Below are 13,991 nucleotides of genomic sequence, written 5' to 3' on the forward strand. Positions count from 1 at the left end.
GCGCTTGCCGCATCGACCAATCCACGTCCTTCACATCTTCAGGTGACCCCCATGCTTCTGACCCGCAAACCGGCGGTACAGGACACCAAGACCGCCCAGGCACGCCGCCAGGGCGCCGCATCGCTTACCGGCAGCTTGGCGCGCAGCCTGGCCGGCGCGCTGCCGACCATGGACCGCCGTACCTTCCTCAAGCGCTCCGGCATTGGCGTGGGCGCGGGGCTGGCGGCCACGCAGCTCTCGCTGGTGAAGAGATCGGTGGTGGGCGAGGCCCGGGCAGCGGAAGGCAAGGGCGATATCGTCGTGCGCCGCACGGTGTGCTCGCACTGCTCGGTCGGCTGCTCGGTGGATGCCGTCGTGCAGAACGGCGTGTGGGTGCGCCAGGAGCCGGTGTTCGATTCGCCGATCAACATGGGCGCGCACTGCGCCAAGGGCGCCGCGCTGCGCGAGCACGGCCACGGCGAGTACCGCCTCAAGACGCCGATGAAACTTGTCGACGGCCGCTACCAACGCATCAGCTGGGAGCAGGCGCTCAACGAGATCGTCGAGAAGATGAAGACGATCCGCCAGGAGACGGGGCCGGATTCGTTCTTCTTCGTCGGCTCGTCCAAGCACAGCAACGAGCAGTCGTATCTGCTGCGCAAGTGGGTGTCGTTCTTCGGCACCAACAACTGCGATCACCAGGCGCGCATCTGCCACAGCACCACGGTGGCGGGTGTGGCAAACACCTGGGGCTACGGTGCGATGACCAACTCGTACAACGACATGCAGAACGCCAAGTGCGCGCTGTATATCGGCTCGAATGCGGCAGAAGCGCACCCGGTGTCGATGCTGCATCTGCTGCATGCCAAGGAAACCGGCTGCAAGGTCATCGTGGTGGACCCGCGCTACACGCGAACGGCGGCCAAGTCCGATGAGTACGTGCGCATCCGCTCGGGCACTGATATCGCATTCCTGTTCGGCGTGCTGTACCACATCTTCAAGAATGGCTGGGAAGACAAGCAATACCTGCACGATCGCGTCTACGGCATGGACAAGGTGCGCGAGGAAGTGCTCGCCAAGTGGACACCGGACAAGGTCGAAGAGGTCTGTGGCGTGCCCGAGGCGCAGGTGCATAAAGTTGCCGAGATGATGGCGATGAACCGTCCAAGCACGCTGGTGTGGTGCATGGGCCAGACGCAGCACACCATTGGCAACGCTATCGTGCGTGCATCGTGCATCGTGCAACTGGCGCTGGGCAACATCGGCAAGTCGGGTGGCGGCGCCAACATCTTCCGCGGCCACGACAACGTGCAGGGCGCGACTGACGTCGGCCCGAACCCGGATTCGCTGCCGGGCTATTACGGCTTGGCCGCTGGCGCGTGGAAGCACTTTGCATCGGTGTGGGGCGTCGATTACGACTGGATCAAGGGCCGCTTCGCCTCGCAGGCGATGATGGAAAAATCCGGCACGACGGTGTCGCGCTGGATCGACGCGGTGCTTGAGAAGAACGAGCTGATCGACCAGGACAACAACGTCCGCGCGGTCTTCTACTGGGGCCACGCGCCCAACTCGCAGACGCGCGGGCTGGAGATGAAGCGCGCGCTCGACAAGCTCGACCTGCTGGTGGTGGTCGACCCATATCCGTCGGCCACGGCCGCGATGGCCAACATGCCCGCCGCGGACGGCACGCCACCGAATCCGAACCGTAGCGTCTACCTGCTGCCCGCTGCCACGCAGTTCGAAACGTCGGGCTCGTGCACGGCGTCGAACCGCTCGCTGCAATGGCGCGAGAAGGTGATCGAGCCGCTGTTCGAATCGCAGCCGGACCACGTCATCATGCAGGCCTTTGCGGACCGCCTCGGCTTCGGTAAGGAACTGTCGAAGAACTGCAAAATTACCGAATACAAGCGCGCAGGCATGACCTGGCGCGAGCCCGAGATCGAGTCGATCCTGCGCGAGATCAACCGCGGCAACTGGACCATCGGCTACACCGGTCAATCGCCGGAGCGCCTGAAGGCCCACATGCGCAACATGCACCTGTTCGACGTGCGCACGCTGCGCTGCAGGGGCGGCAAGGATCCGGAAACCGGCTATGACCTCACCGGCGATTACTTTGGCCTGCCGTGGCCGTGCTATGGCACGCCGGAACTCAAGCATCCGGGCTCGCCCAATCTGTATGACACCAGCAAGCACGTGATGGACGGCGGCGGCAACTTTCGCGCCAACTTCGGCGTGGAGCGCGATGGTGTGAGCCTGCTGGCCGAAGACGGCTCGCACTCACTGGGCGCGGATTTGACCACCGGCTACCCCGAGTTCGACCACGTGTTCCTCAAGAAGCTCGGCTGGTGGGACGACCTGACCGAAGCCGAAAAGAAGGCCGCCGAGGGCAAGAACTGGAAGACGGACCTGTCCGGCGGTATCCAGCGTGTGGCGATGAAGCACGGCTGCCACCCATTCGGCAACGCCAAGGCGCGCGCCATCGTGTGGAACTTCCCTGACGCCATCCCGCAGCACCGGGAGCCGTTGTATTCCACGCGGCCCGACATGGTCGCCAAGTACCCGACGCACGACGACAAGAAGGCTTTCTGGCGCTTGCCCACGCTGTACAAGACGGTGCAGCAGCGCAATATCGAGAACAAGGTCTACGAGAAATTCCCGATCATCCTCACCTCCGGCCGCCTGGTGGAGTACGAGGGCGGCGGCGAGGAAACGCGCTCCAACCCGTGGCTGGCTGAGTTGCAGCAGGAGAACTTTGTCGAAATCAACCCGAAGGCCGCGGCTGACCGGGGCATTCGCCACAACGATTTCGTCTGGGTCAAGACGCCGACCGGCGCCCAGATCAAGGTGCGCGCGCTGGTAACGGAGCGCGTGGGCGCGGACCACGCCTTCATCCCTTTCCACTTCTCGGGCTGGTGGCAGGGCAAGGATTTGCTCGGCTACTACCCGGAAGGCGCCCACCCGATCGTGCGCGGCGAGGCCGTCAACACGGCCACCACCTACGGCTACGACTCGGTGACGATGATGCAGGAAACGAAAACGACGGTCTGCCAGATCGAGCGTTTCGCATAACGGGGAGCGATCATGGCACGCATGAAATTCATCTGTGACAGCGAGCGCTGCATCGAATGCAACGCTTGCGCCACGGCCTGCAAGAACGAACACGAGGTGCCCTGGGGCGTCAACCGGCGCCGTGTGGTCACCATCAACGACGGCATGATCGGCGCGGAGAAATCCATCTCCGTGGCGTGCATGCACTGCTCCGATGCGCCGTGCATGGCAGTCTGCCCGGTCGACTGTTTCTACCGCACCGAAGACGGCGTGGTGTTGCACGACAAGGACGTCTGCATCGGCTGCGGCTACTGCTCGTATGCGTGTCCGTTCGGCGCGCCGCAGTTCCCGAGCCAAGGCACGTTCGGCGTGCGCGGCAAGATGGACAAATGCACGTTCTGCGCGGGCGGCCCGGAAAAGAACGGCAGCGAGGAAGAGTTCGAGAAGTACGGCCGCAACCGCCTGGCCGAAGGCAAGCTGCCGCTGTGCGCGGAGATGTGCTCGACCAAGGCGCTGCTGGGCGGTGACGGCGATGTGATTGCCGATATTTTGCGTAACCGGGTAATGAAGCGGGGGAAGGGCGCAGAGTTGTTCGGGTGGGGCACGGCTTATGGCGGTGCGCAGGGCAAGGGTGGCCAGACAACGCCGGCCACTCCAACTGCGCCCGCCGCGCCGGCTTCCACATCGGGAGCGCAATCATGAGCCCGCATGTGAGCCTACGTGTGCGATCGACCGGCCTGCTGATCGCCCTGGGCACCTTGCTGCTGCTGTCCGCCTGCGGCGAGCGCGCGCAGACCGCTGTCGCTTCGCACCGCAAGGACGATGCACCCGCCTACAAGGGCGCGGAAGGCGATCCGTTCATGGCCAAGAACTGGACGCCCGGCGACCGTACGAGCTGGGAGAACCAGATCCGCGCGCGCGGCCAGTACCAGAACGAGTACAACAAGACGCCATGACGCGCGCGAGCGGAGGTCCATCCATGGGCACTTCTTGGAAACACTGGGCGATGGCGGTGCTGCTCGGCGGCATGGCGGCAATCGCTGGTGCGCAGCAGCCAGCCAGCGCGCCCGCCGGTGCGGCGCCTGTCAATCCGGCGGTGCAGCCGGCACAGCCGTTTTCCAACGTCGTTTCGGAAAACGTCTTCAACCTGACCAAGCGTGATCTTGCCAAAGAGGCGCAAGACCAGAAGGCGCGTCGCGTCGATCAGCCCGGCAACAACGCGCCGGTCTGGCGCGAGGTGAATTCCGATCAAGCGCACTACGCGAGCATTCCCGGGCTGGAGGCCGGCGTGCTGATCCAGCGCACCGGCCAGAAATGGCGACTATTCCGCAACGGCGTCATCACGGTGTGGGGCGGTTGGCTGATCGTGCTTGTGCCGCTGGCCATCCTGGGCTTCTTCCTGTGGAAGGGCCAGATTCGCCTGAAGGAAGCGCCCACGGGCCGCAAGATCGAACGCTTCACTCCCACTGAGCGCTATGTGCACTGGACTATGGCCATCTCGTTCGTCACGCTGGGCGTGTCGGGCATCGTCATGCTGTGGGGCAAGCATTTCCTGTTGCCGATCCTGGGTCACCAGTTGTTCGGCTGGCTGACCTATGTGCTGAAGAATCTGCACAACCTGATCGGGCCGTTGTTCACGGTCAGCATCATCGTGGCGTTTGTCATGTGGGTGCGGGACAACCTGCCGCGCGGGATCGACCTGCAATGGGTGCTCAAGGCAGGCGGCTTGTTTGGCGGGGGGCACGAGCCGCCGTCGCACCGCTTCAATGCCGGTGAGAAACTCTGGTTCTGGGGCGGCCTCGTCCTGTTCGGGCTGATCCTGTCGGCCTCGGGCTGGGTACTCGACCGCATCGTCCCGGGCGTTGACTACTACCGCAGCACGATGCAACTGGCCGAGATCATCCACGCCATCGCGGCGGTGGGCATGATTTGTCTCTCGCTGGGGCATATCTACATGGGCACGATCGGCATGGAGGGTGCCTACCGCGCCATGCGCGACGGTTACGTCGACGAGGCCTGGGCCAAGGAGCACCACGAGCTCTGGTACGACGACATCAAGGCTGGCAAGATTCCGGCACAGCGCTCGCAACCGCCCGCGCCGCCGGCGCCGAGCGAACAGCCCGCCAAGCCGTGATGCGGCCGACCGCCATCGATTCAAGGAACCTCACCATGCATTTCTCTGCAATGACGCGCGCCGTCGGTATGACGCTTGCTGCCGCCGTGTTGGGTTTGGCGAGCGCGGCGGCCGGCGCCAAGCTGCCGGCGCCCACCGAAGAACAGAAGGCCAAGGCGGTGGTGGACAAGGCCAAGGCTGCCTGGAGCGACAAGGTGGCCGCGTTCCAGTTGTGCAAAGCGCAGGACAAGGCGGCAGCGGCCTATCAGGCCAGTGGCAAGGGGGCACATACGCAATCGGGGGCACCGTGCGCTGATCCGGGGCCGTTCGTGCCTCCCGCACCGGCTGCGCCCCCCGCCGCGCCGGCACCAGCCGCCAAAGGCTGATCCGGCGCCGATGTTGCGAGTTCATCATCCGGCAGTACAATCGTCCGCTCGCAAGTGAACCCTGACTGGAGGTGACACATGAAGCAACTCATGATTGGACTTGCCGTGATCGGCCTAATGGCTGGCTGCGCATCGAATACCGCGTCGACGGCCAAGGCGGCCGACGGAGCCATGGCGGCTTCGGCCGTGCTGGCGGCCAAGAGCGGCAGCACTGTGCAAGGTAGCGTGAAGCTGGTGCAGCAGGGCGACAATCGGGTTGCCATGGCCGTGGACATTTCCGGCCTGCCGGCCAACGGCATGTTCGGTTTCCACGTACATGAGAAGGGCGATTGCTCCTCGGCCGACGGCATGAGCGCAGGTGGCCACTTCAACCCGACCGGCCAGCAACATGGTGACCCGCGCAGCGGGCCGCACCACGCCGGCGACATCCCGATGCTGCAATCCGATGCCAACGGCAAGGCCGTCGGCTCCATCGTCCTCTCCGGCGTGACGCTTACGCCAGGGTCTACCAGCCTAGTCGGCCATGCGCTGGTCGTGCACTCCGGCAAGGATGACTATGTGACCCAGCCCACCGGCAATTCCGGCGGGCGCATCGCCTGCGGCGTGATCGTGGCCAACTAAGACTGGGCCCGCACGCGGCGCCTGCTTTGGCGGGCGCCGGCCGCATACCAATGCGCACGCTTGCCGTGCGCATTTTTATTTGAACAGACCCCAATGCCGCTGCGCCCCGAACTGACCAACGCTTCCGTCCCCTTGCTCGATGAGGTTGATGTGCTCGACGAGCTGGGCCGCGCGCGCGCCGTCTACATCCCCGGCGAGCGGCCGCTTACGGTCTACCTCGACAAGCGCGAGCTCGTCACCCTGATGACGCTGGGCGGCGCGCCAGAGGCCCTCGTGCTCGGCTACCTGCGCAACCAGCGCCTCGTCGGCAGCGTTGAAGAGATCGCCGCCGTGCAGGTCGACTGGGAGACCGAATCCGCCGCTGTCACCACCCGTGCCGGCATTGCCGATCTGGAAGAAAAGACCGCGCGCCGCACCGTCACCACGGGCTGCGGGCAAGGCACTGTGTTCGGTTCGCTGATGGATGAGATCGACGCCATCCACCTGAGCCCCGAGGCGCGCATGACGCAGAGCACGCTGTACCGCGTGGTTGACACCATTCGGCTGCAGCAGTCGATTTACAAGCAGGCGGGTTCAGTGCACGGCTGCGCGCTGTTCGACGCGCAAGGCGAATTGCTGATCTTCATCGAAGACGTTGGCCGCCACAATGCCGTGGACGCCATCGCCGGCCGCATGTGGCTGGAAGGGATGGATGGCGGCGACAAGATTTTCTACACCACCGGGCGTTTGACGTCAGAGATGGTCATCAAGGGCGCGCAGATGGGCATTCCGTTCCTGCTGTCGCGCTCCGGCGTCACGCAGATGGGCTACCAGATGGCGCAGCGGGTCAATCTGACGCTGTTTGCGCGGTGCACCGGGCGGCACTTTTTGCTCTACACCGGCCGCGACCGGTTCATCGCCGAGGCGGAGATGGCCGGCGTGGTTGGCCCGCGCGGGGAGCTGCCGCAGGCTGTGGAATCCGGTCGGTAAGGCCAGTGCAAGCCATGAGCCCGCGCGGGGTTTCCCGTCACGGGTTTGGGAGTACAATCCGCGTTCTTGAGCGCCGCCCGGCCCTGCTGCCGTGACCAAATGGGGACAGTTTTCGCACCGCGAAGCCTGCCCCCATTTGTTCATCCAAAGGTACCTGGACGCTCCATGAGCATCAAATCCGACAAGTGGATCCGCCGCATGGCAGAGCAGCACGGCATGATCGAGCCGTTCGAGCCTGGTCAGGTGCGCGAGTCCGAAGGCCGCCGCATCGTCTCCTACGGCACGTCGAGCTACGGCTACGACATCCGCTGCGCCGACGAATTCAAGATCTTCACCAACATCAACAGCACCATCGTCGACCCGAAGAACTTCGACGAGAAGTCGTTTGTCGACTTCAAGGGCGATGTGTGCATCATCCCGCCGAACTCGTTCGCGCTGGCCCGCACGATGGAGTACTTCCGTATCCCGCGCACGGTGCTCACGGTGTGTCTGGGCAAGAGCACGTATGCGCGCTGCGGGATCATCGTCAATGTCACGCCGTTCGAGCCCGAATGGGAAGGCTATGTGACGCTGGAGTTCTCGAACACCACACCGCTGCCCGCCAAGATCTACGCCGGCGAGGGCTGCGCGCAGGTGCTGTTCTTCGAGAGCGACGAGGAGTGCGAGACCTCGTACAAGGATCGTGGTGGCAAGTACCAGGGTCAGCACGGCGTCACGCTGCCCAAGACCTAGTTTTTCGTTTTCCGTTTCCGCGCGTCCGGAGCGGTGTCTTTTGTTTCATCTGTCAAGGAACTCCGATGAAATTCCGCTTTCCCGTCATCATCATCGACGAGGATTTCCGCTCCGAGAACATCTCCGGGTCGGGCATTCGCGCGCTCGCGCAGGCCATTGAAGAAGAGGGCATGGAGGTCACGGGCCTCACCAGCTATGGTGACCTGACCTCGTTCGCGCAACAGTCCAGCCGTGCGTCCACCTTCATCGTCTCGATCGACGACGACGAATTCATCAACCCGGACAACGAAAAGCCCGAACCGGAAGCCGTCGAGAACCTGCGCGCCTTCGTGGCCGAAGTGCGCCGCCGCAATGCCGACATTCCGATCTTCCTGTACGGCGAGACGCGCACCTCGCGTCACCTGCCGAACGACGTGCTGCGCGAGCTGCACGGCTTCATCCACATGTTCGAGGACACGCCCGAGTTCGTGGCCCGGCACATCATCCGTGAAGCGCGCAACTATCTGGACTCGCTGCCGCCGCCGTTTTTCAAGGCGCTGATCGACTACGCGCAGGACAGTTCGTATTCGTGGCACTGCCCGGGGCACTCGGGCGGCGTGGCGTTCCTCAAGAGCCCGGTGGGTCAGGTGTTCCACCAGTTCTTCGGCGAGAACATGCTGCGCGCCGATGTCTGCAACGCCGTGGAAGAGCTCGGCCAATTGCTCGACCACACCGGCCCCGTGGCCGCGTCCGAGCGTAATGCCGCGCGCATCTTCGGCTCCGACCACATGTTCTTCGTGACCAACGGCACGTCCACGTCGAACAAGATGGTGTGGCATGCCAACGTGGCACCCGGCGACATCGTGGTGGTGGACCGCAACTGCCATAAGTCGATCCTGCACGCGATCATGATGACGGGCGCGATCCCGGTCTTCCTGATGCCGACGCGCAACCATTTCGGCATCATCGGTCCGATCCCGAAGAGCGAGTTCGAGCCCGAGACGATTGCCAAGAAGATCGCCGATCACCCGTTCGCCAGCCAGGCCAAGAACAAGAAGCCGCGCATCCTGACCATCACGCAGGGCACGTACGACGGCGTGCTGTACAACGCCGAGATGATCAAGAGCATGCTGTCGACCGAAATCGACACGCTGCACTTTGACGAGGCCTGGCTGCCGCACGCGTCGTTCCACCCGTTCTACGAGGACATGCACGCCATCGGCCACGGCCGTCCGCGAAGCAAGGACGCGCTGGTGTTTGCCACGCAGAGCACGCACAAGCTGCTGGCCGGTCTGTCGCAGGCGTCGCAGATCCTCGTGCAGGACTCCGAGACGCGCAAGCTCGATACGTACCGCTTCAACGAGGCGTATCTGATGCACACGTCGACGAGCCCGCAATACTCGATCATTGCGTCGTGCGACGTCGCCGCGGCGATGATGGAAGCGCCGGGCGGCACTGCGCTGGTAGAGGAGAGCATTGCCGAAGCGCTGGATTTCCGCCGCGCCATGCGCAAGGTGGAGCAGGAATACGTCGGCACGAATGGCGGCAATGGACGCGGCGACGACTGGTGGTTCAAGGTCTGGGGCCCGAACGACCTGTCCGACGAAGGCATCGAAGACCGCGAAGCATGGATGCTCAAGGCCAACGAGCGCTGGCATGGCTTTGGCAACCTGGCTGAAGACTTCAACCTGCTTGACCCGATCAAGGCCACCATCATCACCCCGGGCCTGGACGTGGACGGCAAGTTCAGCGATTCGGGTATCCCGGCGGCCATCGTCACGCGCTATCTGGCCGAGCACGGCATCATCGTCGAAAAGACTGGCCTGTACTCGTTCTTCATCATGTTCACCATCGGCATCACCAAGGGCCGCTGGAACTCGATGGTGACCGAGCTGCAGCAATTCAAGGACGACTATGACAACAACCAGCCACTGTGGCGTGTGCTGCCGGAGTTCGTGCGCCAGCATCCGCAGTACGAGCGCATCGGCTTGCGTGAGTTGTGCGACAGCATCCACAGCGTCTACCAGGCCAACGACGTGGCCCGCGTGACGACCGAGATGTACCTGTCGAACATGGAACCGGCGATGAAGCCGTCCGACGCCTGGGCCAAGATGGCGCACCGCGAAACCGAGCGCGTCGGCATCGACGATCTGGAAGGCCGCATCACCGCCATCTTGCTGACGCCGTATCCGCCGGGCATTCCGCTGCTGATTCCTGGCGAGCGCTTCAATAAGACGATCGTGCAGTACCTGCAGTTTGCGCGTGAGTTCAACAAACTGTTCCCGGGCTTCGAGACCGATATCCACGGGCTGGTCGAAGAGGAGGTCGACGGCAAGATGGGGTACTTCGTCGACTGCGTGCGTTAAGTTCGGGTCGTACAAAAGCAAAACGCCGCGCAAATCATTGCGCGGCGTTTTTGCTTGGAGCGTCGCGACGGCTTATTCGGCCAGCGCGGCGCGTGCAAACGCGATGGCCTGCTTCACCTGTTCCGGCGCTGTCCCGCCGATGTGGTTGCGCGAAGCCACCGAGCCTTCCAGTGTCAGCACCGCGTGCACGTCGTCGCCGATCAGATTGGCCTTGTCGCCCAGGCCGCTGATGTCACGCAATTGCGCGACCGACAGGTCAGCCAAGTCGCAGCGCAGATCGTCGCAGGCGCGCACCGCGTGGGCCACGGCTTCGTGTGCATCGCGGAAGGGCAGGCCGCGCTTGACCAGGTAGTCGGCCAGGTCGGTGGCGGTGGCGTAGCCCTGCAGCGCGGCAGCGCGCATGGCGTCGGCCTTGACGGTGATGCCCGGCACCATGTCGGCAAAGATGCGCAGCGTGTCGGCCACGGTATCCACCGTGTCGAACAGCGGTTCCTTGTCTTCCTGGTTGTCCTTGTTGTAGGCCAGCGGTTGGCCCTTCATCAGCGTGAGCAGGCCGATCAGGTGGCCGTTGACGCGGCCGGTCTTGCCGCGCGCCAGTTCAGGCACGTCGGGGTTCTTCTTCTGCGGCATGATCGAGCTGCCGGTGCAGAAGCGGTCGGCAATGTCGATAAAGCCCACACGCGGGCTCATCCACAGCACCAGTTCTTCAGAGAAGCGCGAGACGTGCGTCATGATGAGCGCGGCTGCGGCGCAGAATTCGATGGCGAAGTCGCGGTCGGACACGGCATCCAGCGAATTGCGGCATACGCCGTCAAAGCCCAGTTGCTGCGCGACGAATTCGCGATCGATCGGGTAGCTTGTGCCGGCCAGCGCGGCGGCGCCCAGCGGCAGGCGGTTGACGCGGCGGCGGGCGTCGAGCATGCGCTCGGTATCGCGCGTGAACATTTCCACATAAGCCAGCAGGTGGTGGCCGAACGTGACGGGCTGCGCGACCTGCAGGTGCGTGAAGCCTGGGACGATGGTGCCGGCATGCAGCTCGGCCAAGTCCAGCAGGGCACCGCGCAAGGCTTTGAGCAAACCGACGATGTTGTCAATCTCGCTGCGCAGCCACAGGCGGATGTCGGTGGCGACCTGGTCGTTGCGCGAGCGGCCGGTGTGCAGGCGCTTGCCGGCGTCGCCCGCCAGCGCGGTCAGGCGCGCTTCGATGTTCAGGTGCACGTCTTCCAGATCGAGCTTCCACTCGAACGCGCCGGCTTCGATCTCCTGGCGGATCTGCGTCATGCCTTTCTCAATCGCGGCGCGGTCGGCCTCGGCGATGATGCCCTGCTTGGCGAGCATGGCTGCGTGCGCGAGCGAGCCCTGGATGTCGAACAGTGCGAGGCGCTTGTCGAAGAACACCGACGCGGTATAGCGCTTGACAAGATCGGACACCGGCTCGTTAAAGCGGGCGGACCACGCTTCGGCCTTCTTGGCGAGTTGGGAGGTCATGGGCGGACAGCTGGAGGAGGGCGGACGGCAGGACGCGCCGGCCGCGAATTCAGGAAACCGCGATTATATCGCCCGGCGGGCCTTTCAGCCCCCGCGCCAGAGCTGGCTAAAGCGTGTTGTCGATCAGCGCGCCCTTGAAGATGACCGGCCCGGTCGGCCCCTCCGGATTGGGTGAGCCGCCACGCGGTTCCACGCTGATGGCCAGTGCGGGCACCTGCCGCAACGGCTGCGCTACCGTCAGCCGCACGGCGCGCTGGTGCCCTATCACCCCAAGTGACTGAGGATGCCCGCCGGGCGGCAGCGCCCAGAGTTGCAAGGCCTGTTCAGTGTTGAGCGGCGTGGCATCCAGCCGCTTGAGCGATAGCGTGCCGGTGCGCGCATCCCAGGTGACGAGCACGGCCGCCTGGGCCTGCGCGTCCTGCAGCACGGCAACGGCGTTGGCGACAGGCGCCTCGCGCAATTGCTGCGCCAGCCGCAGGTTCAGCCCGATCGCCACCGCCGCGACCACGGCGGCGATTACGGTGGCGCCGCGCCAGAAGCCGGTGCCTTGCCAAAGCCGTTGCCAAAGGGCTTTCCGCGGCGGCGCCGGGTCGCGCCAGCCAAGCTGCACTTCCACGCGGCAGAGGATTTCCGGCAACGGGGCCGTGGCCGGCTGCAATGCGGGCAGGTCGGCCAGATAGCGTTGCCAGCGCTCGACCGTGGCACGCACTGCGTCGTCGTGGCGAATGATCTGCTCGAAGCGGCGGCGTGCACCGGCGCGCAACGTGCCGACCGCGTATTCGGCAGCCAGCTTGTCGACGAGCTCTGGGTAGCGGCGCGGGTCCATCACGGCGCTCCTAAACATTCGCGCAGGCGCTCCAGGCCGCGCCGCATCCACGACTTGACGGTGCCCAGCGGCAGCGACAACGTCTGCGCCAGCTCGCTGTGCGACAGGTCACGCAGATACGCCTGCGACACCACCTCGCGTTGCTTCGGGTCCAGGCGCTTGAGGCATTCGGCCAGCGCGCGGGCCTGCTGGCCGGCGAGCGCGAGGTCGGCCGGGCCAGGGGCGTGGTCTGCCAGGACATCGGCGTAGGTGTCATCCAGCGGCACGGATTCCTGCACACGTTCGGCACGCTGCCTGCGCAGGCAATCGAGTGCGCGGTTGCGCACGATGGTGGTCATCCACGTCATGGGGGCGGCCATGTGGGGGCGGTAATCGCCGGCGTGGCGCCAGATGTTGACGAAGCTTTCTTGCAAGACGTCCTCGGCCCAGTCTTTCCTGACCAAGATACGCAGCGCGAGCCCAAACAGTTTCGGCGCACAGCGCGTGTAGAGCGTGCGCAGGGCGTCGCGCTCGCCCAGGCCGATGCGTTGCAGCAGGGCGGTCAGCTCTTCCGCCTCGGCGCTCTGGGCACGGCCTGTGGACGCCGGCGGTGTGTCGGCGTCTGGTGCTGCGTGGTCTGGGGCGGTGCGTTGGAAGGTCAGCACGGGTGGCTTTGTGGAGGGGCCTGCCCAAAGTGTAGGAAGAAAGCGGGGCCGTCGGGGCAATTCACGGGGGGCGCGCTGCGGTTTGCATCCGTTTGACGATGACCTTCGTATAAGCGGGCAGGCGCTGGACAAACGCCGACGGCACGACCCGAGAAGGGCTGTGCCTCCTCCCATGAACGCAAGGAGTGCAACGATGGATACGACCAAAGATGGTGAGCTGTTCGATGCAGACACCCCGCGCATCGACGCGCGGCGCCGCGTGCTGCTACGCGCGCCGGGGCTGATGGCGCTAGGCTCGCTGGCGGCGGTATCGCTGGGGCAGTCGATGCCGGCATGGGCACAGACCCAGTCGGGCAGCGTAAAGGATGACATCAACATCCTGAACGTGGCGCTGGGGCTGGAGTACCAGGCCATCGCCGCATATCAGGTTGGGGCCGAGAGCGGTCTGCTGCAAAAGCCTGTGCTGGATACGGCTGTCAAGTTCCAGGGGCACCACAAGGCACACGCGCAGGTGCTGGCGGGTACGGTGTCCAAGATGGGCGGCACGCCGGTGATGGCCAAGAAGACCGCCGAATACAACTTTCCGGTCAGTCAGTTGAAGACGCAGGCCGACGTGCTGCGCTTTGCTGCTGGGCTGGAGAAGGGCGCCACCTCGGCTTATGTGGGCGTGATGCCGAATTTCTACACGCGCGATCTGACCAAGGCCGCCGCCAGCATCATGGGCGATGAAGCCATGCACTGGGCCGTGCTGCTTTCGGTGCTGGGTGAAGACCCGGTGCCGGTGGCATTCGTCGGCTGAGCCGGAAACTTCTGCAGTGTCCGTCCGGTAGAGGGGCGGAC

The 13,991-nt window shown here is 64.6% G+C and carries 13 protein-coding genes; 10 read left to right on the forward strand and 3 right to left on the reverse strand.

The window, feature by feature from the left end; all coding sequences use genetic code 11:
- The first annotated feature begins 51 nt into the window (after window positions 1-51).
- The 9 genes from B4F51_RS03000 (at window position 52) to B4F51_RS03040 (ending at window position 10,193) form a co-directional block, all read left to right on the forward strand.
- Window positions 52-3,048, forward strand: coding sequence for a molybdopterin-dependent oxidoreductase (locus B4F51_RS03000; protein ID WP_296223606.1), 2,997 nt, complete (start codon window positions 52-54; stop codon window positions 3,046-3,048).
- Between the two features lie 12 nt (window positions 3,049-3,060).
- Complete coding sequence (fdh3B, locus tag B4F51_RS03005) at window positions 3,061-3,729, forward strand: formate dehydrogenase FDH3 subunit beta (protein ID WP_296223607.1); 669 nt, start codon at window positions 3,061-3,063, stop codon at window positions 3,727-3,729.
- Entirely contained in the window at window positions 3,726-3,983 is a 258-nt protein-coding gene (locus tag B4F51_RS03010; protein ID WP_296223608.1) for a hypothetical protein, read from the forward strand. Before fdh3B ends, B4F51_RS03010 begins: the two co-directional genes overlap by 4 nt.
- Before the next feature lie 23 nt (window positions 3,984-4,006).
- Entirely contained in the window at window positions 4,007-5,161 is a 1,155-nt protein-coding gene (locus tag B4F51_RS03015; RefSeq protein WP_296223609.1) for a formate dehydrogenase subunit gamma, read from the forward strand.
- Window positions 5,162-5,196: 35 nt separating this feature from the next.
- Window positions 5,197-5,526 (forward strand): hypothetical protein, encoded by a 330-nt coding sequence (locus tag B4F51_RS03020; protein WP_296223610.1) that lies wholly within the window; start codon window positions 5,197-5,199, stop codon window positions 5,524-5,526.
- 78 nt (window positions 5,527-5,604) lie between these two features.
- Window positions 5,605-6,147 carry a superoxide dismutase family protein gene (locus B4F51_RS03025; protein WP_296223611.1) on the forward strand — a complete coding sequence of 181 codons (543 nt, stop codon included), beginning with the start codon at window positions 5,605-5,607 and terminating at the stop codon, window positions 6,145-6,147.
- Window positions 6,148-6,240: 93 nt separating this feature from the next.
- Complete coding sequence (locus tag B4F51_RS03030) at window positions 6,241-7,116, forward strand: formate dehydrogenase accessory sulfurtransferase FdhD (RefSeq protein ID WP_296223612.1); 876 nt, start codon at window positions 6,241-6,243, stop codon at window positions 7,114-7,116.
- Between the two features lie 165 nt (window positions 7,117-7,281).
- Complete coding sequence (dcd, locus tag B4F51_RS03035) at window positions 7,282-7,848, forward strand: dCTP deaminase (RefSeq protein ID WP_012762552.1); 567 nt, start codon at window positions 7,282-7,284, stop codon at window positions 7,846-7,848.
- Between the two features lie 65 nt (window positions 7,849-7,913).
- Window positions 7,914-10,193, forward strand: a complete 2,280-nt coding sequence (locus B4F51_RS03040; RefSeq protein ID WP_296223613.1) for an arginine/lysine/ornithine decarboxylase — start codon at window positions 7,914-7,916, stop codon at window positions 10,191-10,193.
- A gap of 72 nt (window positions 10,194-10,265) precedes the next feature.
- Here the strand turns inward: B4F51_RS03040 and argH are convergent, their stop codons facing one another.
- From argH to B4F51_RS03055, 3 genes are all read right to left on the reverse strand, one after another.
- Window positions 10,266-11,681 carry an argininosuccinate lyase gene (gene argH, locus B4F51_RS03045; protein ID WP_296223614.1) on the reverse strand — a complete coding sequence of 472 codons (1,416 nt, stop codon included), beginning with the start codon at window positions 11,679-11,681 and terminating at the stop codon, window positions 10,266-10,268.
- A gap of 106 nt (window positions 11,682-11,787) precedes the next feature.
- Window positions 11,788-12,507, reverse strand: a complete 720-nt coding sequence (locus B4F51_RS03050) for an anti-sigma factor (RefSeq protein ID WP_296223615.1) — start codon at window positions 12,505-12,507, stop codon at window positions 11,788-11,790.
- Window positions 12,507-13,151 (reverse strand): RNA polymerase sigma factor, encoded by a 645-nt coding sequence (locus B4F51_RS03055; RefSeq protein ID WP_296223616.1) that lies wholly within the window; start codon window positions 13,149-13,151, stop codon window positions 12,507-12,509. Before B4F51_RS03055 ends, B4F51_RS03050 begins: the two co-directional genes overlap by 1 nt.
- A gap of 193 nt (window positions 13,152-13,344) precedes the next feature.
- Between B4F51_RS03055 and B4F51_RS03060 the strand changes: the two genes are divergently transcribed.
- Window positions 13,345-13,950, forward strand: coding sequence for a ferritin-like domain-containing protein (locus B4F51_RS03060; RefSeq protein ID WP_296223617.1), 606 nt, complete (start codon window positions 13,345-13,347; stop codon window positions 13,948-13,950).
- Window positions 13,951-13,991: the final 41 nt, after the last annotated feature.

Origin of the sequence: Ralstonia sp. UBA689 (assembly GCF_002298975.1) — a bacterium.
In the GTDB taxonomy this organism is placed as follows: Bacteria; Pseudomonadota; Gammaproteobacteria; order Burkholderiales; family Burkholderiaceae; genus Ralstonia.

Bases quoted from the DNA above. Each gene is read 5' to 3' on its own strand.
- B4F51_RS03050 (WP_296223615.1), bottom strand. From the start codon at position 12,507: ATGGACCCGCGCCGCTACCCAGAGCTCGTCGACAAGCTGGCTGCCGAA.
- B4F51_RS03000 (WP_296223606.1), top strand. From the start codon at position 52: ATGCTTCTGACCCGCAAACCGGCGGTACAGGACACCAAGACCGCCCAG.
- B4F51_RS03015 (WP_296223609.1), top strand. From the start codon at position 4,007: ATGGGCACTTCTTGGAAACACTGGGCGATGGCGGTGCTGCTCGGCGGC.
- B4F51_RS03010 (WP_296223608.1), top strand. From the start codon at position 3,726: ATGAGCCCGCATGTGAGCCTACGTGTGCGATCGACCGGCCTGCTGATC.
- B4F51_RS03025 (WP_296223611.1), top strand. From the start codon at position 5,605: ATGAAGCAACTCATGATTGGACTTGCCGTGATCGGCCTAATGGCTGGC.
- B4F51_RS03040 (WP_296223613.1), top strand. From the start codon at position 7,914: ATGAAATTCCGCTTTCCCGTCATCATCATCGACGAGGATTTCCGCTCC.
- B4F51_RS03020 (WP_296223610.1), top strand. From the start codon at position 5,197: ATGCATTTCTCTGCAATGACGCGCGCCGTCGGTATGACGCTTGCTGCC.
- fdh3B (WP_296223607.1), top strand. From the start codon at position 3,061: ATGGCACGCATGAAATTCATCTGTGACAGCGAGCGCTGCATCGAATGC.
- dcd (WP_012762552.1), top strand. From the start codon at position 7,282: ATGAGCATCAAATCCGACAAGTGGATCCGCCGCATGGCAGAGCAGCAC.
- B4F51_RS03030 (WP_296223612.1), top strand. From the start codon at position 6,241: ATGCCGCTGCGCCCCGAACTGACCAACGCTTCCGTCCCCTTGCTCGAT.
- B4F51_RS03060 (WP_296223617.1), top strand. From the start codon at position 13,345: ATGGATACGACCAAAGATGGTGAGCTGTTCGATGCAGACACCCCGCGC.
- argH (WP_296223614.1), bottom strand. From the start codon at position 11,681: ATGACCTCCCAACTCGCCAAGAAGGCCGAAGCGTGGTCCGCCCGCTTT.